Source organism: Streptomyces sp. NPDC006208 (genome assembly GCF_040613775.1).
Taxonomy (GTDB): Bacteria; Actinomycetota; Actinomycetes; order Streptomycetales; family Streptomycetaceae; genus Streptomyces.
Genome location: NZ_JBEXSW010000025.1, coordinates 56,709 through 81,362, shown reverse-complemented (window position 1 = coordinate 81,362; position 24,654 = coordinate 56,709). Strand labels below are relative to the sequence as shown.

Sequence of the window (24,654 nt, the reverse complement as noted above, 5' to 3'; positions counted from 1 at the left end):
CACCGACCCCCGGCCGGACCAGCTCCCGCTCGAAGACCGCACCTGGTCGGGTGGGCCTGTGGGTTCGTCCTGGCCATGTACTCGCGGATGAACGTCGGCCGGCAGGACGCGCCATATGCGGGACGAACTCCCGCTGGACGCCTTGGTGGTCTCATCCCTGTCTTCGCCTACGGCCCCTGTCCTGGGTGGCTTGCGCCACTCAGGAGGTCCGGTGGAACGGGGTCACGCGGAGACGGGCGTGGGCTCCTCCAGCGCGACCACGACCATGACCGGGAGATCGGTGTCCTGCTGGACCACACCGGCGGTCAGGACCCGGCCGTCCAGGACCCACTTCCGCACCGCGATGAACTCGTCCTTGTCCGCCGCCGTCTGCTCGGCCTCGGCGAGGTGGCCGGCGAGCGGGGATTCCTCGATCTCGGGGACGAACCCCGCCAGCACCCGCTCGCCCTCTTCGTAAACGGCGTCCAGGTCGTCGAAGTAACCCGACTCGTCGACATCGCGGATCCAGACGGCGAACGAGACACGGACCGCCCCGCTGCGGAACATCTGGATCCACCCCCGGATGCCGTCCTTGCGCCAGGATGTCTCCACGCCGTCGCGGGGCTTGCCCCCGGGCGCCCACTCCTGGGCCGTGAACCTCGCCGCCGCGCCTTCGGGGGTCAGCGGGACGAGGCCCCGGAGCTCTTCCAGCATCGCGTTCACTGCAGCCATGAACTCATTCCACTCATGCCGTTGCCGGGCACGTGATACGCCTTCAGCTGCCCACTGGCGTAGGCCTCGGGGAAGGCCTTGGACAGCACCTCGTTCACATGCGCGGCACCCCATTCATTGGACACCATATAGCGAACTCCCTTGCCCCCGAGATCGTCGTTGAGGGCGAGCAGCTTCTCGGTCTGTGTGGTGATCCGGGTCTCGTTGTAGAACTCGAAATCGGGGTTGTACGGCGACGCCTCCCACTCGGCGTGGTTGTCGCCGCCGGTCCACTTGGCCTCGGTGACCCAGCCGTCCCGCGGGCCGCCGTCGACGTGCACCTCCCGACCGTCCGGCAGGATCCACTGCTGCTCGTAGCTCTGGTCGGTGACGAGCCGCTGGTACCGGAACGACGGGCGTTCGAGCTGCTTCTCGGTCAGCCAGCCCAGGCCCTTGAACCGTGAGTAGGGCGACAGGCCGAGGGGGTCGCAGACGGTGAACGGGTTGTGCACATAGGCGACCGGGTTCGGCGAAGGTGCCAGGCCGAGGGGGTCCGGGGAGGTGTAGCGGCCGGTCGCCGGGTCGTAGTGGCGGAACAGGTTGTAGTGGAGACCGGTTTCGGGATCGTAGTACTGGCCGGGGAAGCGCAGCGGGGTGTAGGCGGTGGTGGAGCGGGTCCAGGCGGTGGTGCCCCAGAGGGTGCTCCTGGCGTGCCAGGCGATCTCGCCGGATTCGTCGACCAGCTCGGTGGGCGTGCCCACGAGGTCGGTGGCGATGGCGAAGAACCGCCGGTCGATCTCCTCCTGGCGGGCGTCCGGGGTGAGGAGGCGTTCCGTCTGGGACAGCGGGATCAAGCCGCGGTGGTCCCAGGTGAGGGCGACCACGTGCGGCAGGTCCGGCGTGTGGACCGTCTGTTCGCACAGGGTCCCGCCGTCCCAGGAGAAACGGATCTCCTCGGCGACTCTCTCGCCGTCGGCGGCGAGGCGCTGCTTGGCGGTGCGGCGGCCCAGCGGGTCGTAGCGGTACCGCCACCGTGTTCCGTCGGGGGTGATGACGGAGGTGAGGCGGTTCTCGACGTCCCACTCGTAGCGCCAGGTGTCGGGCTTGCGGGAGAGGCGGGTCTTCTGACGGAGGACGACACGGCCGAGGGCGTCGTGTTCGAAGCGGACGTCGCCGGCCCGGGTGACGGCGGTGCCGGCGTAGGCACGCGGGCCGGTGGCTTCATGACCCGGGTGGGATCCGGGCCAGGAGGCCGCCGTCTGGTTGCCGGCGGCGTCGTAGGCGTACCGCTCGGTCCAGCCCTGGGCGTGGACGGCGGTGACCCGGCCGACCGTGTCCAGATCGAAGGTGCGGAGGCCCGACAACTCGTCGGTCAGGGAGGCGAGATGGCCGTCGGCGCGGTAGGAGTAGCCGCGGTGGTTGAGGGAGCGGTCGCCGACCGTCAGGTGCTGGGCGGAGAGCCGTCCGGCCTCGTCCCACGCGGAAGCCAGGGTGAGTGCGCCGCCGAAGACGCGCTCCAGTTCCCGTCCGGCCTCGTCATGGGTGAAGGTGATCTCGCGGCCGCCGGCGGTCATGCGAGCGGTACGGCCGGCGGCGTCGTAGCCGTACTCGGTGATCGCACCGGTGGGGGTGGTGCGGCGAACCCGACGGCCCAGGGTGTCGTAGGCGTAGTTCATGGCGAGGCCGTCGACGAGTTCGGTCTTGATCCTTCCGCGCCGGTCGTACACATAGGCGACCTCGCTGTCCGGCCCGGACGCCTGGAGCAGACGTCCGGCCCTGTCGTACGCATAGGTGGTCACCTCACCGGCGGCATCCTTGCGGACCGCCCGGCCGAGCTGGTCGTAGACGTAGGAGACGGTTCGGCCGAGTGCGTCGGTCCGGGCGGTGAGCTGCCCGGCGTCGTCGTAGCGGTAGGCGCGGGTGCGGCCGTCGAAGTCGGTCTCGGAGAAGAGGCGGCCGGCGGCGTCGTACTGGTAGTTCCAGGTGAGGCCGTGCGGATCGGTGACCTTGGTGAGCCGCAGGGCGGCGTCGTGTTCGAACGTGTGGCGGGCGCCGTCGGGTCGGGTGCGGGCGGTGAGCAGGTCGAAGTGGGTGTACTCGAAGCGGGAGACGCCACCGATCGGGTCGGTGTGGGTGAGGCGGTTGCCCTCTCCGTCGTAGGTCCACGACTCGGTGGCACCACCGGGGGCGACACGGCCGGCGAGATTGCCGTCCGCGGTCCATTCCAACCGCGTGACGCCGCCGACCGGGTCGGTGGTGCGCACCGTCCGGCCCAGGGCGTCGCGTTCCAGCCGGGTGACGCCACCGGCCGGGTCGGTCACCACCACCGGCAGGCCTGCGGCGTCGCAGCGCACGGTGGTGGAGGCGCCGAGAGCATCGGTGACGGTGGTCAGCCTGCCCCGGTCGTCGTAGGCGTACCGGGTGGTGGAGCCGACCGGGTCGGTGACGGCGGTGCGGTTTCCGCGGGAGTCGAACTCCTGGAGCCAGCGGGCGCCGTCCGGCCCGCGGAACTCCGTGGACAGCCCGAACGGACCGCGGACGGTACGCAGTTCGCTTCCGTCGGGCCGTGTGACGCCGAGCAGTCGGCCGTCCTCGTCGTAGGTGAAGGCGGTGGTGCGGCCGAGTGGGTCGGTGCGGCTGAGCGTGTTGTCGCGCGCGTCGTAGGTGAAGCGGGTGGTGTGGCCGAGTGGGTCGGTGGTGGCCAGGACCCGGCAGCGGCTGTCGATCAGGTGGTGGGTGGCGTGGCCGTCGGCGGTGGTGAGCGTGGTGGTGCGGTGGCCGGTGTCAGGGTCGGGGTCGGTGTACGCCAGGGTGATCTGGACGTGGCCGGCCTCGCCGCCCTCGGCCACGACGCGGTCGCGGTCGTCGTAGACGTAGTCGTAGCGGCTTGCGTTGGAGTCGATCCAGGCGATGACGCGACGGCGGTCGTCGTAGACGAAGGTGGTGACGGCGCCGGAGGGCCTGGTGACGGTGGTGAGGTCGCCGTCCTGGTAGCCGTAGGACATCAGCGGCAGGTCCGCTCCGCCCTCACCCGCGCCGGCCAACGACAGGCCGGTGACCAGGCCGTCCCTCACGGCGATGGTGACCAGTCGGCCCGCCGAACAGGTCAGGGCGAGCGGGACGCCGTCCTCGGTGCGCTCTACGGCCCACGAGTTGCCGTGGCGGTCCTCGGTCCGCTCCAGCCAGGCGATGCCGTCGCCGCCCGGCTCGCTGCCGGACGGGGCGGTGAAGTGGCGGGTGAGGCCCGTGTCGGGGTCGGTGACCGTGTAGTCGCCGTCGGCGTCGCGGGCCAGCAGGGTGCGGGCCCTGCCCGTCTCCGGCCGGCTGGGCGCGCCGGGGACCGGGTGCGGATACGGGATCAGGAGCCCTTCGGCGGTGACGTGGACGATGCCGACCGCGTCGATCTCCAGACGCTCGTCGACGGTGGACGTCCAGGACGGGCCGAGGAACCGGCCGGCCGTGCAGCCCGACTCGGTACGGCGGGTGAAGACCAGCGGAAGCGTACCGGGCAGTACGAGGTCGGTCTGCGGCAGGAACATCCGGCCGGAGGCGAGGTCCACCGGGTCGGTGCCGACGACGGTGCGAGTCGCGTCGGGGCGGTTGTGGGTGCCGTCCGGGGCGTTGTCGACCAGCTTGCGCGCCTTCGCGGCGTCGGCCATGTCCGCGGCGATGCGCACGCCCTTCACCGCGGCGCCGCCTCCGCCCGTGGCCACGGTCAGCGCGGCGTCGGGCAGCAGACGTCCGAAGCCCTCGTACGGGTCCTTCATGAAGTCGCTGATCATCTGCTTGCCGGTGCCGACAGGGTCGTTGGCGGCGACCACCAGCCCTGCGGCGAGGCTGTTGAGGGATGTGGCGTACTCGGCCGGGTGCGTGATGTTGTACGGATCCAGGGGGTTGACCTGGCGGACGAAGTTCACCAGCCCCGCGGTGCCCTTGATGATGCCGCCGCCGACGTGGTCCCCCATGATCTGCAGTTCCTGGAGCCCGTCGCCCAACTGCTCGGCGTACGACGGCTTCTCCGGGGCCTTGTCGCGGGCGGCGGCGACCGCGGTGCGCGCGGTCTCCGCGGCCGTGTTCCGCTGCGTGCGGGCCTGGGCGAGGATGTCCTGCGCGTCCTCCATCAGTTTCTTGCCGGGATCGGCGAATGTCGGCGCGGGGCAGGGCGGGAGCGTGGACGGGTTGCGCTGGTCGGCCGGCTGGGCGTTGTAGCGGTCGACCGCGCTGTTGTAGTCGTGGATCCTCTTGCGATGCGCGTCGGCCGCGTCCTGGGAGGCCTTGACGCCCTCCTTCCACATGTCGATCGCCGTCTGCGCCTGGTTCTGCGCCCATACCACGGTGCCGGCGAACGCTTCCAGCGCGGAGGCCGCCTTCTCGCAGGCGTCGGCACCGGTGAACCACTTGGGCGGCTGGGTGCGCACGGCGGCCCGCAGCGCCTCGGCCACCTCGCCCTTGAGCCGGGAGGAGTCGAGCCCCTTGAGCCCCTGGCCCGCGTCGTCGAAGGAATTCTGGAAGGCGCGGAGTTTCTTGGCGGTGGAACGGATCTTGTCCGGGCTCCCGTAGACCAGCTTGGTCTGGTCCTCGGTCTGGCCGAGGTCCATCTCGTCGACCTCGGCGCCCATCCGGTTGGCGACCGAACGGGACTGCTCGCGCACCCAGTCCGCACCGGACTCCCAGCCGACGTCGTCCAGCCGGTCGGCAGTCCAGTTCCCGGCGTCCTCGACCCGGTTGCCGACCCACTCGACGCCGTCCTCGACCGCGTCCTCGACCGAGTCGGGCGTGATGTCACTGATGAAGTCGCCGAAACCCACGGTCAGTTCCCCCCGGACTCACCCTGCTGCTGCGCCTGCTGGGCGCGCTCCTCCGGCGACGGGCCGAAGGTGTCGTCCAGCGCCTGGTTCCACTGGTCGTCCGATATGCCGAGCGCGTCGTTGAGAATCTCCGACTGCCGGCCGCCCTGGCCCTCGGTGAGGACGGTGCGGCCGGTGTCCTTCCACGTCTGCTCCATCTCCTGACCGGCCTTGTCCCACGACTCGGCGCTCCAGTCCGGGTTCAGGTAGTCCGGTGTGAACACGTCGCCCCAGTCCTGCTGGGTGATCTCCTCCTCAGTGGCGTGCGGGTTGCCGCCCATCACGGAGTTGACGCCCACCTTCAGTGCACCCTCGACGTACTGGTCGTGCTCCCACTGGGTGCCCGCCGCCAGGCCGAGGCGGTTCGCGATCGCGCCGGCGTCGCTCACCAGGGCACGCACACCCCACTCCCAGCGCTCGCAGAAGTCCTCGAACTCGACCGAGAAGCCGTGGTGACCAGCCTCCATCCCGGTCATCGACAGCTCCGAGAAGCCCTTGCCCATCACCGAACCGGTGGCGCCCCCGAGTTCACCGAGCTGGTCGATGGTCGCGCCCACGCCCTTGGTGAACCTCGTGACAGACGCCTTGTCGAAGTTCAGATCCGCTCCGTCACCGCCCATGGCCGCGCCGCCCCTCTTCTGCCTCACCGGAGTCGACGGCGACGGCGTCCGGAACGATGCCGACGACCGGCGGGAAGAACATCGACCCGTCCTCGGTGGCGATGTCGACGGCGAGGCCGGCGGGCTCGTCCAGAGAGGGCACGATCTCGTCGACGATGCGCGCGCCCAGCAGCGCCGCGTAGTCCATCGGCCGGTCACCCGGCCCGTGGTGGAGGGCGAACCGGGCCAGTGCGGCCTCGTCGGTGAACCCGCAGATCCACCGCACGCCGCCCGAACGCGCCGACCACAGACCACCGTCGGCCGTCGGCACCAGAAGGACCGAGCGCCGCATCTCACCGACCAGCGCCCGCCGATCCCCAACCCCCGCCCGCTGCTCGGCCATCCGCTCGGCCAACGCCGTCCTGGGCTCCTCCACGGACCCTCCCCGTCATCGCGGCTTATGGCACCGTAGAACAGGACGCGCATCCCGGGCCAGACGGTTCTCGCGCTGGTTCGCTCCGGGCACACCGACCTCATGGACATGAGAGATTCCGGCTGATGTCCCGCTGCGGTCGACGGGCGGACACCACCGGTTTCCGGCCGTGAAGCGGTCTCTACGATCGGGGTTGTCCTTACGGAGATTGGCGCACACCAACCGCGACAACCCGGACCGTCAGGTGCGGCTCAGCTACCTCGGGTAGTGCGCCGGCGAGCCATGGAGCGCCCGGCCGCATCCTCGTTCCGGATGGGATGGGTGAGCCGGACCGGGCCTTGCGGGGCAGAACCTGCGTCCCGTCCCGGTCGTCTGCCGCACCCGCTCGGGCCCTGGTCACAGGGGACTCCTCGGCGTCGTCGGACAGCTGAACCGGCGCTGATGATCTCCGTGCCGGGTGAGGGCGGAGGTCAGCCGAGTTCGAGGAGGCCGGCTTCGACGACGGCGCGGCCGAAGGGGCTCGCGAGTTCGGCGAGACGTTCGCAGTCGGCGTCACCCAGGGCAGCGTAGGCGGGAAGGGCCAGGCGGTCGGTGCGGTCCTCGATGTGCCGGCGCAGACGTACGCCTTCCGGGCTCAGGGAGTCGCCGTCGAGGAGACCTCGCGTGCGCAGGCGCTCCTCGGTGTCGGCCCACTTCTCCTCGGGCCATGCGCGGCTTCCCTTGAGGAAGTCGACGGGAACGTCACCGGTGGCGGCGTGCAGCACCAGGGCCTCCAAGCCCCCCACGCCCTCGCTCAGCAAGCACGCGACATGGCCGTCTCCACGGAACTCCCGGAGCAGCGTCTGCGCGTGCCACAGCTGCAGTACCGGTTCCTCCGGCCAGGGCAGCGCGGCATGCGCGGCGAACAGCGGGCGGCCCTGCGCGTGTTCGCAGGCGGCGTCGGCGGCCCTGCGGGTCAGCGTCAGGACCTCGTCCAAAGATGGGAGTTCGTGGATGCCGGCCCGTCGCAGGGCCTCGCTCGCGGCGGCGTGCCGTGCGTCCAGTACCTGCTGCGGCGTCGCCGAGTCCCAGACCCCGTCGACCGCTTTCCGTACGAGACCGGGGTTGAAGTTGTAGAAGGTCGAGATGACCAGCTCAGCGGATGCTCGGCCGAAGGCGGCGCTCCGGGAGGCGAAGTACCCGGCGCGTCCGCCCAGTCCGAGGTCCGCGTACCGTCGCCTTGCCTCGGGGGCGAAGTAGATCATGCCGTGTACGGGCTCGAGTCGGCGCCAGGCTGCTCGCGCTGTTTTCATGGAGTCCTCTTCTGAGAGTCGACAGAGGGGGTACTGGCTGTGGTTCCGGGCTCGCGGTGCGCTCGCAGATGTTCGAGCAGCAGGCGGTTCAGCGTCTCGGGCGCCTCCTCGGGGACCCAGTGGCTGATGCCCTGGAGGGTCTCGAACCGGTACGGTCCGTTGACCCACTGCCCGGTCTCCCGCGCGGCCGCCGGGCCGAACGCGCTGTCCCGCGTGCTCCAGACATACAGCGTGGGCACCTCGATGACGCCGATCGCACCGTCGGGGCGGCCGGCGCGGTACCAGTTCAGCGCCGCGGTGAGAGCACCCGGCTGGGACAGGTGCCGCGCGTAGGCATCAGCACTGGCCTGCGGGATCTTTCCGGCGTAAGTGGCGCGAAGCGCCTCGGCATCGCCTGCGAGCATGCGCTCTTCGGTCGCGGGCGTTTCGCGCCAGGCGATCATGTACTGCGATCGTTCGCGCTGGTCCTTGTCGGTGCGCAGGGTGGTCGCCAGAGCACCGGGGTGCGGGGTCGAGACAACTGTCAGGGTGCGTACGCGATCGGGGTGGGCATCGGCGGTCCACCACGCCACCGCGCCTCCCCAGTCATGGCCGACCAGGTCGTACGACCCCCAGCCCAGTTCTTCCGTGATCGCGACCACATCGTCGACCAGGACGTTCATGCGGTAGTCCGCGGGCCGTTCGGGGCGTGCCCCGGGAGAGTACCCACGCTGGTCGGGTGCGACCACCCGGTAGCCGTGTGCGGCCAACTCCGCGATCTGCCGTTGCCACACCAGCCGAGTCTGCGGGAAGCCGTGGAGCAGCAGCACCGGGCGGCCCTCGGGTGGACCCGCCATGTTTGCGTCGAACACGCCCGCAGCGGTGGAGATCCTCAGCTCGGTCACGATCCGCCTCTTCATACCGACTGGTCGGTCAGCTTAAATTGCGGGTGGGGATTGTCAAGGGCGAGAACACGCGCTTTCTGCAACGGCGGCCCCGCCCCGCCCTCTCCCGCCTGTTGAACTTGACGTCGAATTCAACTATAAACGATTCGGGAGGTCGGCTCCCGTCACCCTGCGGCCGTGACGCACGTGATCGGCAACGGAGGGGACGGTCACTGACTGCTCACAGCGCTCCGGTGGGCGTTCGACACCGCCGGTCGGTATCGAGCCCGGCCGACCGGCATCGCGCCCCGACCGGTATCGACTCCGGCTCACGGAGCTCGGGATTCCAGCCCGGAAACGCCCGGACGAACCGGACCGACAGGAAGCAGTGAGGCGACATGAGGGAAGCAGTCATCGTTTCGACGGCACGGACGCCGATCGGGAAGGCGTACCGCGGTGCGTTCAACGACACCCAGGCGCAGGAACTTGCCGCCCATGCCCTCTCGCACGCGGTGCAGCGCGCCGGGCTCGAGGGGGGCGAGGTCGAAGATGTGATCTTGGGCTGCGCCATGCAGCAGGGGTCGTCCGGTGGCAACGTCGCCCGGCAGGCCGCTCTGCGTGCCGGACTTCCGGACTCCGTGGCGGGGATGACGATCGACCGGCAGTGCTCGTCGGGCCTGATGGCGATTGCGACGGCCGCCAAGCAGATCGTCGGCGACGGCATGCAGGTCGCTGTCGGCGGCGGTGTCGAGTCGATCTCCCTGGTGCAGAACGAGCACATGAACACCCACCGCATGACGGATCCCTGGCTGGTCGAGCACACGAGTGTCTACATGCCGATGTTGCAGACGGCGGAGATCGTCGCCGAACGCTACGGCGTGAGCCGGGAACGACAGGACGAGTTCGCGCTGGTGTCACAGCAGCGCACCGCGGCGGCGCAAGAGGCCGGGCGGTTCGACCAGGAGATCGTCGCGCTCGCCAGCTTCAAGAAGGTCCTGGACAAGCAGTCCGGGGAGGTGCGGGACGAGGCCGTGACCCTGACCCGGGACGAGGGCAACCGCGCGTCGACCACACTCGAGGGTCTGGCCGGGTTGGCGCCGGTGCTGCCGGACGGTCAGGTGACCGCGCATTCCAGCGTGACGGCGGGCAACTCCTCGCAATTGTCGGACGGGGCTTCGGTGTCGGTGTTGATGGAGTCGAAGGAAGCCGAACGCCGCGGACTGGAGCCGCTGGGCGTATACCGGGGTATGGCCGTTGCCGGTTGCGGGCCGGACGAGATGGGGATCGGTCCGGTGTTCGCCATTCCGAAGCTGCTGAAGCAGCACGATCTGACCATCGACGACATCGGCCTGTGGGAACTCAACGAGGCGTTCGCCTCCCAAGCGCTGTACTGCCGTGACGAACTGAACATCGACCCGGAGCGGTTCAACGTCAACGGCGGCGGAATCTCGGTCGGCCATCCGTACGGGATGACCGGTGCCCGCCTGGTGGGGCACGCCCTGATCGAGGGCAAGCGCCGTGGTGTCCGATATGTAGTGATCTCGATGTGTGTCGGCGGCGGAATGGGCGCAGCCGGGCTGTTCGAGGTCGTTCGGTCCTCATGAGAATCGGCGGACCAGGGCTGTCGTCGCCGCGGCCGGTCGGAAGCCGGTCGCGGTCGCATGGGCCGGCGGGAAGCCGGCCGCGAGGGAGGGCGTGAATACTGTGTCGAGCGTGGTGGAAAAGGCCCGAACCGCCGTCCTCGTGGACTTCGGCGGGGTCATCACCTCCAGTGTGTTGCGGGCGTTCACCGACTTCGGCGCCTCACTCGGTGGCGACCCGCGCCTGCCGCTGGACCTCCTCAGCCGGGATCAGCCGTCACGCACCCTCCTGGCCGACCACGAATGCGGCCGCATCGACGCCGAAGCCTTCGAGCGAGGATTCGCCGAACGTCTCCGTGCCCACGGCGCCGACGTACCCGCCGAGGGGCTCACGGCCCGGATGCAAGCCGGAATGTCGATCGACCAGGACATGCTCGCCCTGCTCGGTGATCTCCGCGCCGCCGGGTATCCCGTTGCGCTGGTGTCGAATTCTTTCGGGACCGGAACCTACGACGGCGTCGACCTCGCCACTGTGGCCGACGCGGTCGTCATCTCCGCCGAGGTCGGGATCCGCAAGCCTTCCCGGCGGATTTACGCGATCGCATGTGAACGACTCGGCGTCTCCCCCGAAGAGGCAGTCATGATCGACGACCTGCGGCAGAACCTCGACGGAGCGGCGCGGATCGGAATCGGGGGCGTGCTTCACACCGGTGCCGCCGACACCCGCCGCCAACTCGCCGAACGCTTCAGGATCACCGCCTGACCGGTCGACCGATCGACGGGGGACCGGTCATGCCCGGGATCGACACCGCCCGCGGGCCGAGCGGCAGTGCTCGCGCCCGCCCGGTGCGGTGCTCATGTACTTCGGTACCACCTCTGCCCGCCCAAGCGGACGGACGCACGCACCCTTCTTCCAGTCCCGCCGCCGGCCGCATCGTTCCCGGATGAGCTGCCGTATGCGGTTCGTGACGATGGCGTCGCCGCCCCCGTCGACGACCGGGACCGCGATGAGACCGCGGCCATCCTGTACACCTCGGGTACGACAGGGCGGCCGAAGGGTGCCCAGCTCACGGTCGGGAACCTGTTGTCCGCAGGGGAGATCGGCGCCGAGTGCAGCAGCGGATCGGACGCCGACCGTACCGGCACCGGACTTCCGCTGTTCCACGTGTTCGGCCAGGCATCGGTCATGATGGCGACCCTGACCGTGGGCGGCTCGATGTCGTTGCTGGCCCGATTCGACCCGGCGTCGATGCTGGAGATGCTGCGCCGCGACCGGCTCACCATCATGGCCGGCGTACCGACCATGTGGAACGCGATGCTGCACGCGGCGGGTGACGCCGATCCGGCGGACTTCGCCCGACTCCGCGTCGCCGTCTCCGGCGGCGCGTCGCTCCCGGGGGAGATCGCCCGGGCCTTCGAGGCCCGGTTCGGCTGTACATCCTCGAAGGCTATGGGCTCACCGAGACCACCGCGTTCGGCACCTTCAACGACATCGACCGCGGCGGCAAGACCGGGTACACCGGCCGGGCGGTCCCACGGCTGCAGGTCCAGGTTCGTGACATCGACGGCAACGAGTGCCCGCCGGGCACCGTCGGCGAGGTCCACATCAAGGGACCCACGGTGATGCGTGGCTACTGGAACCGCCCCGAGGACACCGCCGCGGTGATCTCGCCCGACGGCTGGTTCCGGACCGGCGACCTGGGCGATACCGACACGGACGGCGACCTGCGCATCGTCGACCGGATCAAGGACTTGATCATCCGTGGCGGCTACAACGTCTACCCCGGTGAGGTCGAGGAAGTTCTCTACGAGCACCCGGACATCATCGAGGCGGCCGTGATCGGCGTTCCCGACGACCACTACGGCGAGGAGGTCGCCGCGCTCGTCGCCGCCCGGCCCGGTTCGGAGCTCGGTGCCGCTGAGGTGTCGAGCTGGACCCGAGAGCGACTGTCCGCCTACAAGGTCCCGCGCATCATCCGGTTCGTCGACGCGCTGCCCAAGGGCCCGAGCGGGAAGATCCTCAAGCGTTCCATCGACCGTACGGCGCTGACCCGCGACCCCGCGCTCGGCGACGTACCCGCCCGCGGCACTGAACATCCGCCGACGGACGACATGTGCCGGGCTCAGAAGTAGCGAAGCATGGTGAGTTGCTCATGAGCCTGCGCCCCGTCCTGCAGGACCGGCTTCGTCTGCCCGTCGTCGCGTTGCCGATGTTCATCGCGTCCGATCGGAGTCGGTCATGGCCCCGTCTGCCTCGGGCATTGCGGGTTCCTTCCCCGCGCTCGATACGCGGTTGCAGTCGGTGCTGCGCGAATGGCTGCAGCACATGCAGGAGTTGGCCAAGCATGACGCCGACCGTCCCGAGGCGCCGTCCGCGCCGTTCGCGGCAAACTCATCGTGCACAAGAGCAATTCCCGCCTGGAGGAGGACCCCGCAACCGTCGTGGAGTTCAAGGGTGCCGATCACCATCAACTCTCTCGGCGGCCGGGCCGATGTCAATGAACCCCTCGTGACGCCCGCCGGTGCAACGGGCGCGCGCCGTAGGGGTACGCCTCGGTCACCGTCCACGGTGCGGACGGCCACGGCGCTGCATCCTCACGTGGTCAGGCGCCTGGACTCCGGTCGCCTCGGTTGCTCCACGGGACGGGTCGGGAACCGGCTCCGGAGTTCCCCCGAGCCCGCGAACCCCCATTTGTGATGATGGCGTCAGATTCAAGTACACTTCGGGGGATGGACACCACCGCGCCCGAGGACAGCGAGAAGGCACCTCCCATGGCGCCCCTCTCGCCACTTCGCGAGCCTCCGACGACGAAGCGTGGAGCGCGGACACGCGCCGCTTTGGTGAAGGCCGCGCGGAAGGTGTTCGAGCGGGACGGCTACCTCGACACCCGCCTGGCCGACATCGCCAAAGAGGCCCAATGTGCGGCGGGATCCTTTTACACCTACTTCGCCAACAAGGAAGAGGTGCTCTCCGCCGTCCTGCTGGAGGCGCAGGAGGACATGATGCACCCCGGCATGGGCCGGGTGCAGGGTACCGACGATCCGTATGCGGTACTCGAGGCGAGCAATCGCGCGTATCTCGAGGCCTATAAACGGAACGCGAAGCTGATGGCACTGCTTGAGCAGGTCGCCCAAGTGGAGCCGGAGTTCCGTAAGTTCCGAAGCCGGCGCGCGGATGCGTTCATCCACCGCAACGCCCGCGGCATCGCCGACCTGCAGGCGCGGGGTGTCGCAGACCGTGAGGTCGATCCGCTGATGGCCTCCCGTGCGCTGTCGGGCATGGTCAGCGTCATGGCCTACAGCGCCTTCGTGCGCGGCGAAGGGCAAGAAGAAGGTGCGCCGGTGGACTTCGAGGAGCTTGTCTCCACAGTCACCCGGCTCTGGGCGAACGCCCTGCGGTTCCCCGGCCACTGATGATCCGGCAAGAGAGCCCGGCCGGGACGGAGCCCCGCCGCCGGCGAATGTTCGCGACCCTGGCCCCGGCATTGGCGGCGAAGACCGGCTTGCGTGAGCCTTCACGCTCGACGACCTGACTCGGGTGGTGCCGCCGGGTCCCTTTTGCCCGTCTCCTCACCTCGCCTCACCCGCTCCTCCGCGGGTGTGGCCTTCGCGCGCCGGTGGCTGGGCGAGCTGACCGGCGGGGCTGGGAACGGCACGTGGCCGCAGCCCTCATCGAGGCTCCGGCGAAGCCGGTGAACTTCACCAGTTGTGACGACGGAGCCGGCGGGCGAGGTCGCAGGCGTGGAGCCGGTGCGCGATCGGTGCACGGCGCGCGGCCCGGCGCCCATGACCAAGTGGCCGTCCTTCGCGTTCGACGAAGGCGTTGACCCTCTTCTGTTTTCCGTAGGCCCGAGCCCTGCCGATCCGTTCGGTGAGCCGCTCGTACTGGGGGTGGACCAGGGGGCCTTCTCCGCGCGTCGTCGCGCCCCGGATACTTGAACTTGACGTCGGATTCAATTATACAGGTGGACGACGCTCACGGCCTCACCATCTCGGGGCCGTGCCCTGGCACCGCACTCTCGGCCACGGAGAGGGTTCGCTGTGAACGTTGCACAAAGGCGTATCGGACTCCTCGACCACCTGGTCCCCACCGGCAGTGTCGTCGACGCCGCCGTCGCGTACGCCGCCGATCTGGCGACGCGCTGCTCCCCGGCATCCATGGCCACCATCAAGAGCCGACTGCAGGGCGACGCGGACGGCACCTACGCCGATTCCGTGACCCGCGCGGAAGGCGTCATGCTCCAGGCCTTCCGCGGGGCCGATTTCGTGGAAGGCGTGGCCCGTCACCTCGACAAGCGCTCACCGAATTTTCCCTCCCTACCTGTCAGGAGTTCAGATGTCCCTGTTCGAGACGTCGGACCGCGCCAAGAAGTACCAGGCGGATCTGCTCGAATTCATGGATTCGCACATCTACCCCGCTGAGGCGGTGTACCACGAGCAGATGTGCGCGTCGGGTGACCCGCACTTCCAACCGCCGATCCTCGAGGAACTCAAGGCGGAGGCGCGGAGGCGCGGGCTGTGGAACCTCTTCCACCCGCACGCCGAGTGGGGCCCGGGGCTGACGAATCTCGAGTACGCGCCGCTGGCGGAGATCATGGGGCGCAGTCATATCGCCTCCGAGGCGTGCAACTGCAATGCTCCTGACACCGGCAACATGGAAGTGCTCACACTGTTCGGCAGCGACGAGCACAAGGAGAGGTATCTCAAGCCCCTGCTCGACGGGACGATGGCCTCGGCCTTCGCGATGACCGAGCCGCGTGTCGCCAGTTCGGACGCCACCAACATCGAGCTTCGGATGGAGCGCGACGGTGACGAGTACGTGCTCAACGGCCGCAAGTGGTTCGCGTCCAATGCCCTGCACCGCAACTGCAAGGTGCTCATCGTCATGGGGAAGACGGATCCCACCGCTGCCCCGCACAGGCAGCAGTCGATGATGGTCGTGCCGATCGACGCCCCCGGGATCACGGTGATCCGCGGACTGCCGGTGTTCGGCTACCAGGACCGTGAGGGACACGCCGAAATCGACTTCACCGATGTACGGGTGCCGGCCAAGGACGTACTCAAGGGCGAGGGTGAGGGTTTCGCGATCAGCCAGGCCCGGCTCGGGCCCGGTCGTATCCACCACTGCATGCGGGCGATCGGCGCGGCCGAGCGGGCGCTGGAGCTGATGTGCCGGCGCGCGCAGTCACGGGTGACATTCGGTAGTCCGGTTGCCGAACGGTCCAATGTCCAGGACTGGATAGCGGAAGCACGTATCGACATCGAGATGATCCGCCTGCTCACGCTCAAGGCCGCGTATCTGATGGACACGGTCGGCAACAAGGAAGCGCGCACCGAGATCGCGGCCATCAAGGTGGCCGCCCCGAACATCGCGTTGAAGATCGTCGACCGTGCGATCCAGGTGCACGGGGGCGCAGGAGTGACCGACGACTTCCCGTTGGCGATGATGTATGCGGGTCTGCGGACGTTGCGGCTGGCGGACGGTCCCGACGAGGTCCACAAGAGGGCCATCGCCAAACAGGAACTGCGCCAGTACCGCGACGCGGCCACGGCAGCGGTGAGCTGAGATGGCAGGACTCGATCTCACCGGTCGCACCGCCGTCGTCACCGGAGCCTCGCGCGGGATCGGGCTGGCGATCGCCCAGGCCATTGCCTCGGCCGGTGCAAACGTCGTGCTCACCTCCCGGTCCCAGGAGGCGTCGGACGCAGCCGCGGCCCGGGTGAGCGGCTCAGCGCTGGGGGTCGGTGCGCACGCGGTCGACGAAGAGGCGGCTCAGCGCTGTGTGGACCTGACGCTCGAGCGCTTCGGAAGCCTGGACATCCTCGTCAACAACGCGGGGACCAACCCGGCCTTCGGGCCGGTCCTCGACCAGGACCACGGGCGGTTCGCCAAGACCTTCGACGTGAACCTGTGGGCTCCCGTCCTGTGGACGGGTCTGGCCGCGCGGGCCTGGACGGGCGAGCACGGCGGGGCGGTCGTCAACACCGCGTCGGTCGGCGGCATGGCCTTCGAGGCGAACATCGGGTTGTACAACGCCTCGAAGGCCGCGCGCACGACAGGAACGCCCACCGTGGAACGTATCGATGCGCTCGTGGACAAGGCCTGCCGGATCGCCGGCGAAGCCGGGGTCTGAGGAGGAGTGGTGAGGGGGTCGTCCGTCCAGAGCTCGGCGGTGCTGTTCGAGCGACGCGAACACACATCGGCACCCTCGCGTTGAACCGGCCGGAGGCGATGAATGCGGTGAACGCCGCGCTTGCCACCGCGCTCGGGAACCTGCTCGACAAGTGCAGTGCCGATGGTGATCACCGGTCGGGGCCGAGGCTTCTGCGCGGGCGCAACTCGGTCCAGGTGGGCGGGAGTTGAGGTGGGCGCCGCCGCCCACAGCCGCGACAGGAACGCCCCTGACTGCCGCAGGATCAGCACCGTGCAGCGCCGGTCCGGGACATGGCGTACGACGTTGGCGGGTGGACGTAGACCTGGCTTGTCCAGGCTGTCGGTGGGTGCCTGTTCAATGTGGCTCATGGACATGGATGTGCAAAGGCGTGGGCTGTTCTGGGACGTACTGGAGGGGCGGGTTCCGCCGCCGCCTGCTGCGGTGCTTCTGGGATGGGAGTTGGTCGGGGTGGATCCGGAGCAGGGCACTATCGAGGTGGCGTTCGAGGCGGGCGATCAGTTCGTGAACCCTGTGGGCGTGATCCAGGGCGGGTTCTTGGCTGCGATGCTCGACGACACCTTGGGCCCGGCGCTGGTCGCGACGTTGCCGGAGAACCAGTTCGCGCCGACTCTCGATCTGCATGTTCAGTTCCTGCGTCCCGCCCGCCCCGGACGGCTTGTGGGGCGGGGGCGCGTCGTGCAGCGCGGCAAGGACGTGTGCTTTCTCGCCGGTGAGCTCATCGGACCTGATGGCAGGCCGGTGGCTGTGGCGACCGCGACCGCGCGAATCCAGACCGTTCGTCAGCCGTCGTAGGCGATCAGCGACCGCATGGCGGGGGCCCGGCCGCGTGGTTGTGCAGGACGGCGGCAGCGAGACCCTCTGCTCCGCGCACCCGCGGGGCTGGTCACCACCTGCCGCTACCCGACCCGGACCCGGCTGGGGGCAGGAGCCCGGATCAGGCGGGCACCAGCAGGTGTGCGGCGGCCCACGGGGCTCAGAGCCCGGTGACTTTGGCGCTCGCCGACAGCTCGTAGACCAGGGTGACCGTGCGGCGGCCGCCGGGCGGGAGGGTGACGTCCCAGCGGGCGATGCCCTCGGCGTCGACCACGTCGGGCGCCGGGGAGCATGAATCCTTGTGCAGGCGTATCTCCACAGCCGAGACCTCGGAGACCGGGATCCGCTCCCGAAGGACGACCACCCGCTCGCCGTGCTCCCCGGGGGCGGAGAACCGGGACAGGTGCAGCCGGACCGTGCGGGTGACCACGGTCCGCTGAGCGATTCCGGCCACGTCGCGGGACTCCTCGGCATGCCGGACCACCCTGTGGTCGTCGCAGCTGCCGAAGGCCAGCTCAACGGGCGCGCCGGGGGCTGTGAAGTCCAGCGTGCCGCGGCCGCTGAATCCGCTGCCGCGGACCAGGTCCACGGGCCCGGCGAGCAGCGCGTGGCCGGACAGGTTGTCGAACCGCACCACTTGGGTGACCAGGGGGGACAGCTCCGGTGAGCAGGCGTACTCACTGCGCGCGGCCGTGGTGAACGCGGAGAGCGGCACGCGGTGGGCACGGCCGTCACCGGGCACCGAGACCGGCGCGGGGGATCTCAACACCCGCGCCTCGCCGCCGTCGTCCACCCCGGGCAGGCCGAGCACCGGGGCCGGGCCGAGGGCCCCGATCTCCTCCTCGCGCAGCTCGACGTCGACCGTGCGGCGCTCCGCCGCGGAGCGGTCCTTCAGCGTCAGCCGGTCCTCGCCCAGCCGTGGCGGGTCGGTGGCCAGCGCCGAGCGGGCCGTCGACAAGGTCAGCCGTACGTCCGACCAGTCCTCACCGGTGCGCTGCCAGACCATGGCGTCGGTCTCCAGCGTCAGGGAGTCCCCGTCGAGCACGGCCCGGTAGGCGGGCCGCCACAGCGCGCACGGGGTGAGGTGGCTCAGGCGCAGCCCGACCGGCCCGGCGACCGCGGCCTCCACGGTCAACTCGACATGGCCGACCAGCTCGGCGGGCTCTTCCTCGGCGAGATGCATGGCCCGCCTGCCTGCCCCGAGTTCGGTGGCAAGGGCGGCCAGGCGGGCTTCCACGGTGCGGAGTTGCTCGCCGTGGGCGTCGCGCTCGTCGTCCGCCCGGTCCAGTTCGCGGGCCCAGCGAGACCGTTCGCTCTCCCCGGAGCCGGCACCTTCGCCGATCTCCCGCAGCAGATCGGCGGCGAGGCGCCCGAGCACGTCAAGGCGGGCATGCAGCCGGTCGCGTCGCTGCTCCAGGCGCAGCCGCTCCTCTTCGAGGGCGTGCACGCGGTGGCGCAGGGCGGAGTCGTCGTCGGCGGACGGCAGCGGCCCGCGCGGCGTCCAGCTGCGGACGATCCGCACGTCGAGCACGGTGGCAGGGTGATCGGCGCTCAGCTCGGCATGGAGGGTCCGGTCGACGGCCAGCGCACTGACCGGTCCGAGACGCAGCCGCTGGACCCCGGCCTTCAGGTCGAGCAAGACGGTTCGCTCGACGTGGGCGCGGTCCTCGAGGCATGTGACGGCGGTGACGGGGAGGGCGATCGGCTTCGGGGGCGTGGACATGGCGGGTGTCAGCTCCTGCGGTTGCCGCCGACCAGGGCCTTGCCGGTCGGGATGCGGATCTCGTAGCCGCCGTCGAGGGCGGCAGTGGCGCCTGCGGGCAGCTCCAGTCGCCAGACGCGGGTGCCCGGCGCATGGCGATCGGGCCCCGTGCCTTCCTCAGGTGCCGTCCAGTCGGCCCGTTCCTCGATCCGGACCTCCGGTTCGGAGGTGACCGGCACCCGCTCGCGGACTTCGACGGCGACGGGCCTCGCGAGCCGGTTGGCCAGCTCCACGTGGACGCGGTGGTCGAGCACCGTGGTGTTGTTGCGCAGGCCCGAGGTCGACTCGTGCAGGTTCGTACGGCGGGTGACCCGGATGCCCTCGGCCGGCCCGAGCCCCACCCGGCGGACACCGCCGGGGGCGAGCGTGGGCAGTGCGGCGGTCAGCAGGAAGTCGTCGTCGACGGTGACCTCCACCGGGCCGGCCAGCAGTGCCTGGTCGGTGGCGTTGGAGAGCACCAACGTCGCGTACACGGTCTGCTCCACGGACGGCACGCAGAGGTACTCGGTGCGCAGGCCGACCGGGATCTCGCCGACGGTGACGGTGTGCCAGGTCCCGTCCGACGGTATGTCGGCGCGGGCGGCGGCATCGAAGCGGTGGTCGAAGGAACCCGCCGACTCGCGGGGCCGCACGGCGTGTCCTGGCAGCGGCAGCGCGGCCACCGCTTCGGCGCGGCGGCGGTACTCGGCCGCCACCGGGTCGAAGGGGGAGTCGGGAAACAGCCGGCCTCTGCGACCGCCCTGCTCGTCGGGGCCGCACAGGGCAAGGGCGGCGTAGTCGAGCTCGGCGCCGGTCGGCTGCGGCGGACCGGCTACCGGTGCCGGAGGGGGTGGCGGCGCAGCCCGGCCAGGAGCCGCGGGCGCCATGGGGGCGGGGGCACCCGCGAAGGACCTGCCGCCGGCACCCGGCCTGCCGGCCGGTCGCGACCGGGCCGGCTGCGGGAGGTCGGGCACCCCGCCGCCGAAGGCGTCCGGGGATGATCCGTACGCGCCGCCGGGCACCGGGAGCGCCGAGGGCGGCCCGCCGTAACCCTGTTGGGCAGGCGGGGGAGGGGGCGGTGGCGGTACGGCACCGGGCGCGGAGCCGGCCCCGACGGCCGCGGGTCCGGGTCCGGCGGTCGGGGCAGGGCGAGGGCCTGCCGCGTCGTACCCGGAGAACAGGTCGACGAGCCCGGCCGGGGGCTCGCGCCAGCCGGAAGGTGCGGGGGCGGGCTGACTGCGTCCGATGCGGACCGAGCGGAGCCTCGGCAGGTCGGTGCGGCGCCGAAGATCGGCGGTGGCCAGGGCGATACGCACGCCGGTCCAGTCCTCGCCGGTCCGCTGGGCGACCGAGGCACGCAGCACCAGACGGCCGCTGCCGTCACCCTGACGGTGAGTCAGACGGTAGGCGGGTACCCAGACGGCGCCCGGCACCCCGTATTCCAGCTCCACCTCCGCGTCACCGGCGCCGTCGAGGGTCAGGACCGCGCCGACCGTGGTCTCCACATGCGCCGGCGGTGCGTCGGTGGAGGCGCGGGCGAGCCGGTCGGCGGCGACGGTGAGCTCGTGTTCGACGGTGCGCAGCGCCTCCTCCAGCTCGACGAGGCGGGTGTGCAGTCCCGTCAGCCGCTCGTCGACGAAGTCGGCGAGTTCCAGCCACGCGTCGACCGGGGTACGGCGGTGCGGGTCCTCACGCCGACGGGCAGGTGGGACCGGGTGGAGAGCGCTGACCTCCTCGATCAGGCTCAGCTGCCGTTCCCGGCGTCCCTGCGCCGCAGCGTACGCGTCCCTCAGCCGCTCGACGTCGCGCCGCAACTCGTCGGGCGTGCCCGTGGCGAGCGGCTCGGCCTCGACCTCCAATCGGGCCTCGGTGACGCGCACTCCGGGGGCGCCCAGGACACGGGCCCGCAGCGAGCCCGGCTCCAGCGAGCGGGGCAGACCCGTCACCCGCACCCGGCCGTCGGGCGGCACGCTGCCCCGGGCCAGGCGGCGGCAGACCGCGCCCTGCGCGTACACCACGACCGAATCGAGGGTCGACCCCCACCTCTGTGTCGTCTCAGCCGTCATGTGCTCCGCCCCCCGTCGCGTCCATGCTGAGCGAAGCCTACGCCCGGGTGTTCTGCGCGTCCGCGTCGGATCAGGAAGACGGCGTCCGGAACCACGCGCCCTGCCGGATGAGCAGCTGCCTCCTCCTAAGCTGCCATCCGGCACCGGTCTCGACCCAGGAGCGCGCATCATGTACGACCCCGGCCAGAAGCCCCCGTATCCCGACGCCCTGCGACAGGACGACGCACCCGCACCGCACGCACTGCTCGCGCCGGTGATCGGGCTGCTGGGTACCTGGGCCGGCCGGGGCCGGGGCGGATATCCCACGCTCGACCAGGAGTTCACGTACGCGCAGGAGGTCACCTTCAGCCACGACGGGCGGCCTTTCCTCCACTACGAGACGCGCGCCTGGCTGCTCGACGCGGACGGCAGCCCGCTGCGGCCGTCGGCCCGGGAGAGCGGCTGGTGGCGGCTCCAACCCGACGGACGTGTGGAGGCATTGATCACCCAGCCCACCGGCATTGCGGAGATCCTGGTCGGCAGTGCCGACGCCGGCACGGTTGACCTCACCACCCACGAGGTGGCTCTCACTCCCACGGCCAAGGAGGTGAACGCCACCCGCCGCCGCTACACCGTGACGGACGAGGACACGCTCGACTTCGTCCATGACCTCGCGGCGGTCGGTCAGCCCCTGCAGCACCACCTTTCGGCACGGCTTCGACGGAACCCCTGAGCAGACGTCAGGCGTCAGGCCTGCGGTGCTCGCCGTTCGATCCGGAAGTCGAAGGCGAGCGTGCCGGGGTCGAGGGCGGTCACGCCGCCGTCGACGGTGAGCACGGCTCCGTTGACGAACGAGGAGGCGGGCGAGAGCAGCCAGGCGACGGCCTCGGCGATCTCGCGCGGCTCCCCGGGACGCCCGGCGGGCAGGACGCGGGTCACCTCTTCGTACGCCGCGTCGACACCGCCCTCACCCAGCCCCGCCTCGTCCGCGAACCGGCTCATCCGGCGGTCCGCCATGTCGGTGCGCACCCAGCTCGGGCACACCGAGTTGGCGCGCAGGCCCTTGGCCCCGTAGTCGACCGCGAGCGACCGGCAGAGCTGGAGCAGCGCCGCCTTGGAGGTCGCGTAGGCGGCACTGCCCACGCCGCTCAGCAGGGCGGACACCGAGGCGACCGCGACCACCGCGCCCTGGGCGTCGAGCAGATGCGGGAGCGCGGCGCGCAGCAGATGGAACGGGCCGGTGAGGTTGGCCCGCATGACTGCGTCCCAGTCCTCGAGCGTCACGTCGCCCACGGCTCCGCCGCGCCCGATACCGGCGTTGAGGACGAGCCCGTCGAGGCGGCCGTGTGCGGCGACGGCCGCGCCGACGAGTGCCCGTACCGCGTCGGGGTCGCCGATGTCGGAGGGGACGGCGAGGGCTCCGGTCTCCTCCGCGACGAGCCGCAGTGGTTCGGGGCGGCGTCCGGAGATCACCACGTGGTGCCCCGCCTCGTGCAGCAGCCTGGCGGTGGCGGCACCGATGCCCGTCCCGCCGCCGGTAACGAGGTACACGCGCTGGTCCGCCATGGTCGTCGCGCCTCCGTCGTCGTCTGCAGTCGTCATGATCCTATGCACCGCAACGACGGCAGCCTCCGGTGGACTACGGCGTCTGTTCGGTCGGCCGGTCGGCGTGGTCCTCCACGATGGTGACGATCAGCTCGGTCAGGGCGTCGGCCCGGTGCCGGTCCTCGCGCTGGGCGCGCAGGGCCTCGTCGGCGGCCCGGAGCCGGGCAAGGGCGGCCGGTTGACCGTCCACCACGTCGTCGACCAGCGGCGTGGTGACCAGGTCCAGACATTCGGTGAGCAGGCGCGGACGGGCGGAGGTCGTTCGGGTGACCATCAGCTGGTTCGCCCCGCCACGGTGACCAGAACCAGGGGGATCTCCCGGGCCGTCGCGGTGCGGTAGGCCGCGTACGAAGGCATCGCGGCCACCACCGTCGGCCACAGGCGGGCTGACTCGGCCGCCGTGGCCGGCCGGGCAGTCGCCGGGAAGGTGGCCGCGCCGACCTGGAGTGTGACCTCCGGGGTGGTCAGCAGGTTCAGGTACCAGGCCGGGTGGCGGTCCGCGCCCGCGTTGGACGCCGTCAGGACGTACGCGTCCTCGTCCCGGACGTACGCCAGCGCCGTGCGGCGCAGCAGGCCGGACCTGCGGCCCCGGGTGGTCAGGAGCAGGTCGGCCACCCCGGGGCGGGGGTGGCCTCCGGTCTCCTCGAAGCGGCGGATGTGGTCGGCGATCCAGGGCGTCGGGTTGTCGTGGACCGTGCCGGTCATGCGGCGGACACCCCCGCGTGGGTCCGGTGCAGGGTCGGGAGCTCGGCCTCGTCCAGCAGTGCGCGGGCGAAGTCCGCCGGGGTGATCCGGCTGTCGGCGGCGGCTGGGGCGATCACGTACGCGCCCGAGGGCGCGCTCTCATGGTCGAAGTCCCCCGCCGGGCTCAAGACCACCCAGTCCAGTGCCTCGGGCGCGGCCGCGCGCAGAGCCTCGGTGCCCGCGCCGTGGCCGGTGCAGAACTCCCGCCACTCTTGTGGGTAGTCGGGGGTGTCCATCAGCAAGTTCCCGGACGCGGTGGGCAGTACGGACGCCAGTCCTACCGACACCAGCCGTTTCACCCCGGCCGCAGGGAGCCCTTCTGCGAGGGCGCGAGCGACGGCGGGGAAGAACTCACCGGGCCGCGCTCCGGGGTCGTACACGGCGACGATCGCCGCGTCGTGGCCGGCCGCGAGCCGTGCCACGGCCACCGGGTCCGTCACCTCACCATCGGCCCGCCGCACCGCCGTCACCTTGTGCCCTCGCCGTTCAGCCTCCGCCACGGCCGCCCGGCCGACCCGGCCCCCCGACCCGAACACGATGATCCTGCTGCTCTTGGTCTCCATGGTCGGGAGCGTAGGCCGAGGGTTGGTTTCCGATTGGATACCGCCCTACGGTGTGAATCATGACGAAGCCGCAGGCCGAACGGGCGCCGCTGGACCCCGAGATGTTCGATCCCGTCTGTCCGTCCCCGCTGGTGCCGTTCCGCCTGGGCGACAAGTGGGCCACGCTGATCCTGCGGTGCCTGCAGGACGGCCCGCGCCGGTTCTCGGAGCTCAAGGTCCCGCTGCGTGGCGTCACGGCCAAGTCGCTGACCCAGTCCCTGCGCAGGCTGGAGCGGGATGGTTTCGTCGTACGGGAGGAGTACGAGGGCACCGAGCGCCGTGTCGAGTACGCCCTGACCCCGCTCGGCCTGGGCCTGCTGGGCCCACTGGACGCAGCCTGCGAGTGGACGCGAGAGCACTGGGACGAGCTGATCGACGCGCAGGAGGCGAGCCTTTCGGGGGGCGGCTGACCTGGATCGGTCCGAGACACAGACGCCGGAAAGGACTCTCCCCTTACGAACACCTGGCAGGGGACTTCTCTCTTCCGGCCGTATCCCGCAGACGTCCCGGCCAGGTCAGCGAGAGACTCGCTGACCTTCGGGCCACGTCATGCGCCAACGCCGGCGGGCGGTCGTGACGTGTCCGGTCTGGTCCTGGACCTTGACGCCACCTTGGTCACCTGCT

At 70.6% G+C, this 24,654-nt stretch carries 21 protein-coding genes and 1 pseudogene; 10 read left to right on the top strand and 12 right to left on the bottom strand.

All coding sequences use genetic code 11. The features are described from left to right. Window positions 1-222: 222 nt before the first annotated feature. The 6 genes from ABZ208_RS21505 to ABZ208_RS21480 all read right to left on the bottom strand — a co-directional run bounded on the left by ABZ208_RS21505 (window position 223) and on the right by ABZ208_RS21480 (window position 8,745). Window positions 223-711 carry a hypothetical protein gene (locus tag ABZ208_RS21505; protein ID WP_356911060.1) on the bottom strand — a complete coding sequence of 163 codons (489 nt, stop codon included), beginning with the start codon at window positions 709-711 and terminating at the stop codon, window positions 223-225. Then, window positions 699-5,498 (bottom strand): putative T7SS-secreted protein, encoded by a 4,800-nt coding sequence (locus ABZ208_RS21500; RefSeq protein ID WP_356911059.1) that lies wholly within the window; start codon window positions 5,496-5,498, stop codon window positions 699-701. Before ABZ208_RS21500 ends, ABZ208_RS21505 begins: the two co-directional genes overlap by 13 nt. Before the next feature lie 2 nt (window positions 5,499-5,500). Next, window positions 5,501-6,157: a hypothetical protein gene (locus ABZ208_RS21495; protein WP_356911058.1), complete on the bottom strand. Its 657-nt coding sequence runs from the start codon at window positions 6,155-6,157 to the stop codon at window positions 5,501-5,503. Then, on the bottom strand, window positions 6,147-6,572 hold the full coding sequence (locus tag ABZ208_RS21490) for a hypothetical protein (protein ID WP_356911057.1): 426 nt from the start codon (window positions 6,570-6,572) through the stop codon (window positions 6,147-6,149). The genes ABZ208_RS21495 and ABZ208_RS21490 overlap by 11 nt, the downstream gene beginning before the upstream one ends. A 467-nt stretch (window positions 6,573-7,039) precedes the next feature. Further along, window positions 7,040-7,861, bottom strand: coding sequence for a hypothetical protein (locus ABZ208_RS21485; protein ID WP_356911056.1), 822 nt, complete (start codon window positions 7,859-7,861; stop codon window positions 7,040-7,042). Next, window positions 7,858-8,745, bottom strand: coding sequence for an alpha/beta hydrolase (locus tag ABZ208_RS21480; protein ID WP_356911055.1), 888 nt, complete (start codon window positions 8,743-8,745; stop codon window positions 7,858-7,860). The genes ABZ208_RS21485 and ABZ208_RS21480 overlap by 4 nt, the downstream gene beginning before the upstream one ends. Before the next feature lie 377 nt (window positions 8,746-9,122). On the opposite strand from ABZ208_RS21480, the gene ABZ208_RS21475 reads away from it, so the two are divergent. From ABZ208_RS21475 to ABZ208_RS21440, 8 genes and pseudogenes are all read left to right on the top strand, one after another. Beyond that, window positions 9,123-10,328 (top strand): acetyl-CoA C-acyltransferase, encoded by a 1,206-nt coding sequence (locus ABZ208_RS21475; RefSeq protein WP_356911054.1) that lies wholly within the window; start codon window positions 9,123-9,125, stop codon window positions 10,326-10,328. Window positions 10,329-10,419: 91 nt separating this feature from the next. Then, window positions 10,420-11,067 carry an HAD family phosphatase gene (locus ABZ208_RS21470; RefSeq protein ID WP_356911053.1) on the top strand — a complete coding sequence of 216 codons (648 nt, stop codon included), beginning with the start codon at window positions 10,420-10,422 and terminating at the stop codon, window positions 11,065-11,067. 66 nt (window positions 11,068-11,133) lie between these two features. Then, window positions 11,134-11,882: pseudogene (locus tag ABZ208_RS21465) on the top strand (AMP-binding protein); the annotation flags it as partial. A gap of 45 nt (window positions 11,883-11,927) precedes the next feature. Further along, window positions 11,928-12,437, top strand: a complete 510-nt coding sequence (locus ABZ208_RS21460) for a hypothetical protein (RefSeq protein WP_356911113.1) — start codon at window positions 11,928-11,930, stop codon at window positions 12,435-12,437. Between the two features lie 597 nt (window positions 12,438-13,034). Further along, entirely contained in the window at window positions 13,035-13,718 is a 684-nt protein-coding gene (locus ABZ208_RS21455; protein WP_356911052.1) for a TetR/AcrR family transcriptional regulator, read from the top strand. A gap of 922 nt (window positions 13,719-14,640) precedes the next feature. Continuing rightward, a complete protein-coding gene (locus ABZ208_RS21450) occupies window positions 14,641-15,870 on the top strand; it encodes an acyl-CoA dehydrogenase family protein (RefSeq protein WP_356911051.1) in 1,230 nt (409 codons plus the stop codon). Between the two features lies 1 nt (window position 15,871). Then, on the top strand, window positions 15,872-16,438 hold the full coding sequence (locus tag ABZ208_RS21445) for an SDR family NAD(P)-dependent oxidoreductase (protein ID WP_356911050.1): 567 nt from the start codon (window positions 15,872-15,874) through the stop codon (window positions 16,436-16,438). A 387-nt stretch (window positions 16,439-16,825) separates the two neighbouring features. Beyond that, window positions 16,826-17,272, top strand: a complete 447-nt coding sequence (locus tag ABZ208_RS21440) for a PaaI family thioesterase (protein WP_356911049.1) — start codon at window positions 16,826-16,828, stop codon at window positions 17,270-17,272. A gap of 181 nt (window positions 17,273-17,453) precedes the next feature. On the opposite strand, the gene ABZ208_RS21435 is transcribed toward ABZ208_RS21440, so the two are convergent. Beyond that, a complete protein-coding gene (locus tag ABZ208_RS21435; RefSeq protein ID WP_356911048.1) occupies window positions 17,454-19,016 on the bottom strand; it encodes a mucoidy inhibitor MuiA family protein in 1,563 nt (520 codons plus the stop codon). Between the two features lie 8 nt (window positions 19,017-19,024). After that, window positions 19,025-21,100, bottom strand: coding sequence for a DUF4139 domain-containing protein (locus ABZ208_RS21430; RefSeq protein ID WP_356911047.1), 2,076 nt, complete (start codon window positions 21,098-21,100; stop codon window positions 19,025-19,027). Between the two features lie 169 nt (window positions 21,101-21,269). Between ABZ208_RS21430 and ABZ208_RS21425 the strand changes: the two genes are divergently transcribed. Continuing rightward, entirely contained in the window at window positions 21,270-21,812 is a 543-nt protein-coding gene (locus ABZ208_RS21425; RefSeq protein WP_356911046.1) for an FABP family protein, read from the top strand. 14 nt (window positions 21,813-21,826) lie between these two features. On the opposite strand, the gene ABZ208_RS21420 is transcribed toward ABZ208_RS21425, so the two are convergent. From ABZ208_RS21420 to ABZ208_RS21405, 4 genes are all read right to left on the bottom strand, one after another. Next, complete coding sequence (locus tag ABZ208_RS21420) at window positions 21,827-22,645, bottom strand: SDR family oxidoreductase (protein WP_356911112.1); 819 nt, start codon at window positions 22,643-22,645, stop codon at window positions 21,827-21,829. A gap of 73 nt (window positions 22,646-22,718) precedes the next feature. After that, window positions 22,719-22,958 (bottom strand): hypothetical protein, encoded by a 240-nt coding sequence (locus tag ABZ208_RS21415; RefSeq protein ID WP_356911045.1) that lies wholly within the window; start codon window positions 22,956-22,958, stop codon window positions 22,719-22,721. Beyond that, a complete protein-coding gene (locus ABZ208_RS21410; protein ID WP_356911044.1) occupies window positions 22,958-23,389 on the bottom strand; it encodes a nitroreductase/quinone reductase family protein in 432 nt (143 codons plus the stop codon). Before ABZ208_RS21410 ends, ABZ208_RS21415 begins: the two co-directional genes overlap by 1 nt. Then, complete coding sequence (locus ABZ208_RS21405; RefSeq protein ID WP_356911043.1) at window positions 23,386-23,991, bottom strand: NAD(P)H-binding protein; 606 nt, start codon at window positions 23,989-23,991, stop codon at window positions 23,386-23,388. Before ABZ208_RS21405 ends, ABZ208_RS21410 begins: the two co-directional genes overlap by 4 nt. A gap of 59 nt (window positions 23,992-24,050) precedes the next feature. Here ABZ208_RS21405 and ABZ208_RS21400 point away from each other — a divergent pair, with 59 nt between their 5' ends. Next, entirely contained in the window at window positions 24,051-24,440 is a 390-nt protein-coding gene (locus ABZ208_RS21400) for a helix-turn-helix domain-containing protein (RefSeq protein WP_356911042.1), read from the top strand. The last annotated feature ends 214 nt before the right edge of the window (window positions 24,441-24,654 follow it).

Coding starts and splice junctions, on each gene's coding strand:
- ABZ208_RS21430 (WP_356911047.1), bottom strand. CDS start 21,100: ATGACGGCTGAGACGACACAGAGGTGGGGGTCGACCCTCGATTCGGTC.
- ABZ208_RS21405 (WP_356911043.1), bottom strand. CDS start 23,991: ATGGAGACCAAGAGCAGCAGGATCATCGTGTTCGGGTCGGGGGGCCGG.
- ABZ208_RS21415 (WP_356911045.1), bottom strand. CDS start 22,958: ATGGTCACCCGAACGACCTCCGCCCGTCCGCGCCTGCTCACCGAATGT.
- ABZ208_RS21435 (WP_356911048.1), bottom strand. CDS start 19,016: ATGTCCACGCCCCCGAAGCCGATCGCCCTCCCCGTCACCGCCGTCACA.
- ABZ208_RS21425 (WP_356911046.1), top strand. CDS start 21,270: ATGTACGACCCCGGCCAGAAGCCCCCGTATCCCGACGCCCTGCGACAG.
- ABZ208_RS21400 (WP_356911042.1), top strand. CDS start 24,051: ATGACGAAGCCGCAGGCCGAACGGGCGCCGCTGGACCCCGAGATGTTC.
- ABZ208_RS21420 (WP_356911112.1), bottom strand. CDS start 22,645: ATGGCGGACCAGCGCGTGTACCTCGTTACCGGCGGCGGGACGGGCATC.
- ABZ208_RS21475 (WP_356911054.1), top strand. CDS start 9,123: ATGAGGGAAGCAGTCATCGTTTCGACGGCACGGACGCCGATCGGGAAG.
- ABZ208_RS21460 (WP_356911113.1), top strand. CDS start 11,928: ATGCGTGGCTACTGGAACCGCCCCGAGGACACCGCCGCGGTGATCTCG.
- ABZ208_RS21450 (WP_356911051.1), top strand. CDS start 14,641: ATGTCCCTGTTCGAGACGTCGGACCGCGCCAAGAAGTACCAGGCGGAT.
- ABZ208_RS21495 (WP_356911058.1), bottom strand. CDS start 6,157: ATGGGCGGTGACGGAGCGGATCTGAACTTCGACAAGGCGTCTGTCACG.
- ABZ208_RS21505 (WP_356911060.1), bottom strand. CDS start 711: ATGGCTGCAGTGAACGCGATGCTGGAAGAGCTCCGGGGCCTCGTCCCG.
- ABZ208_RS21445 (WP_356911050.1), top strand. CDS start 15,872: ATGGCAGGACTCGATCTCACCGGTCGCACCGCCGTCGTCACCGGAGCC.
- ABZ208_RS21455 (WP_356911052.1), top strand. CDS start 13,035: ATGGACACCACCGCGCCCGAGGACAGCGAGAAGGCACCTCCCATGGCG.
- ABZ208_RS21440 (WP_356911049.1), top strand. CDS start 16,826: ATGGACATGGATGTGCAAAGGCGTGGGCTGTTCTGGGACGTACTGGAG.
- ABZ208_RS21485 (WP_356911056.1), bottom strand. CDS start 7,861: ATGAAAACAGCGCGAGCAGCCTGGCGCCGACTCGAGCCCGTACACGGC.
- ABZ208_RS21410 (WP_356911044.1), bottom strand. CDS start 23,389: ATGACCGGCACGGTCCACGACAACCCGACGCCCTGGATCGCCGACCAC.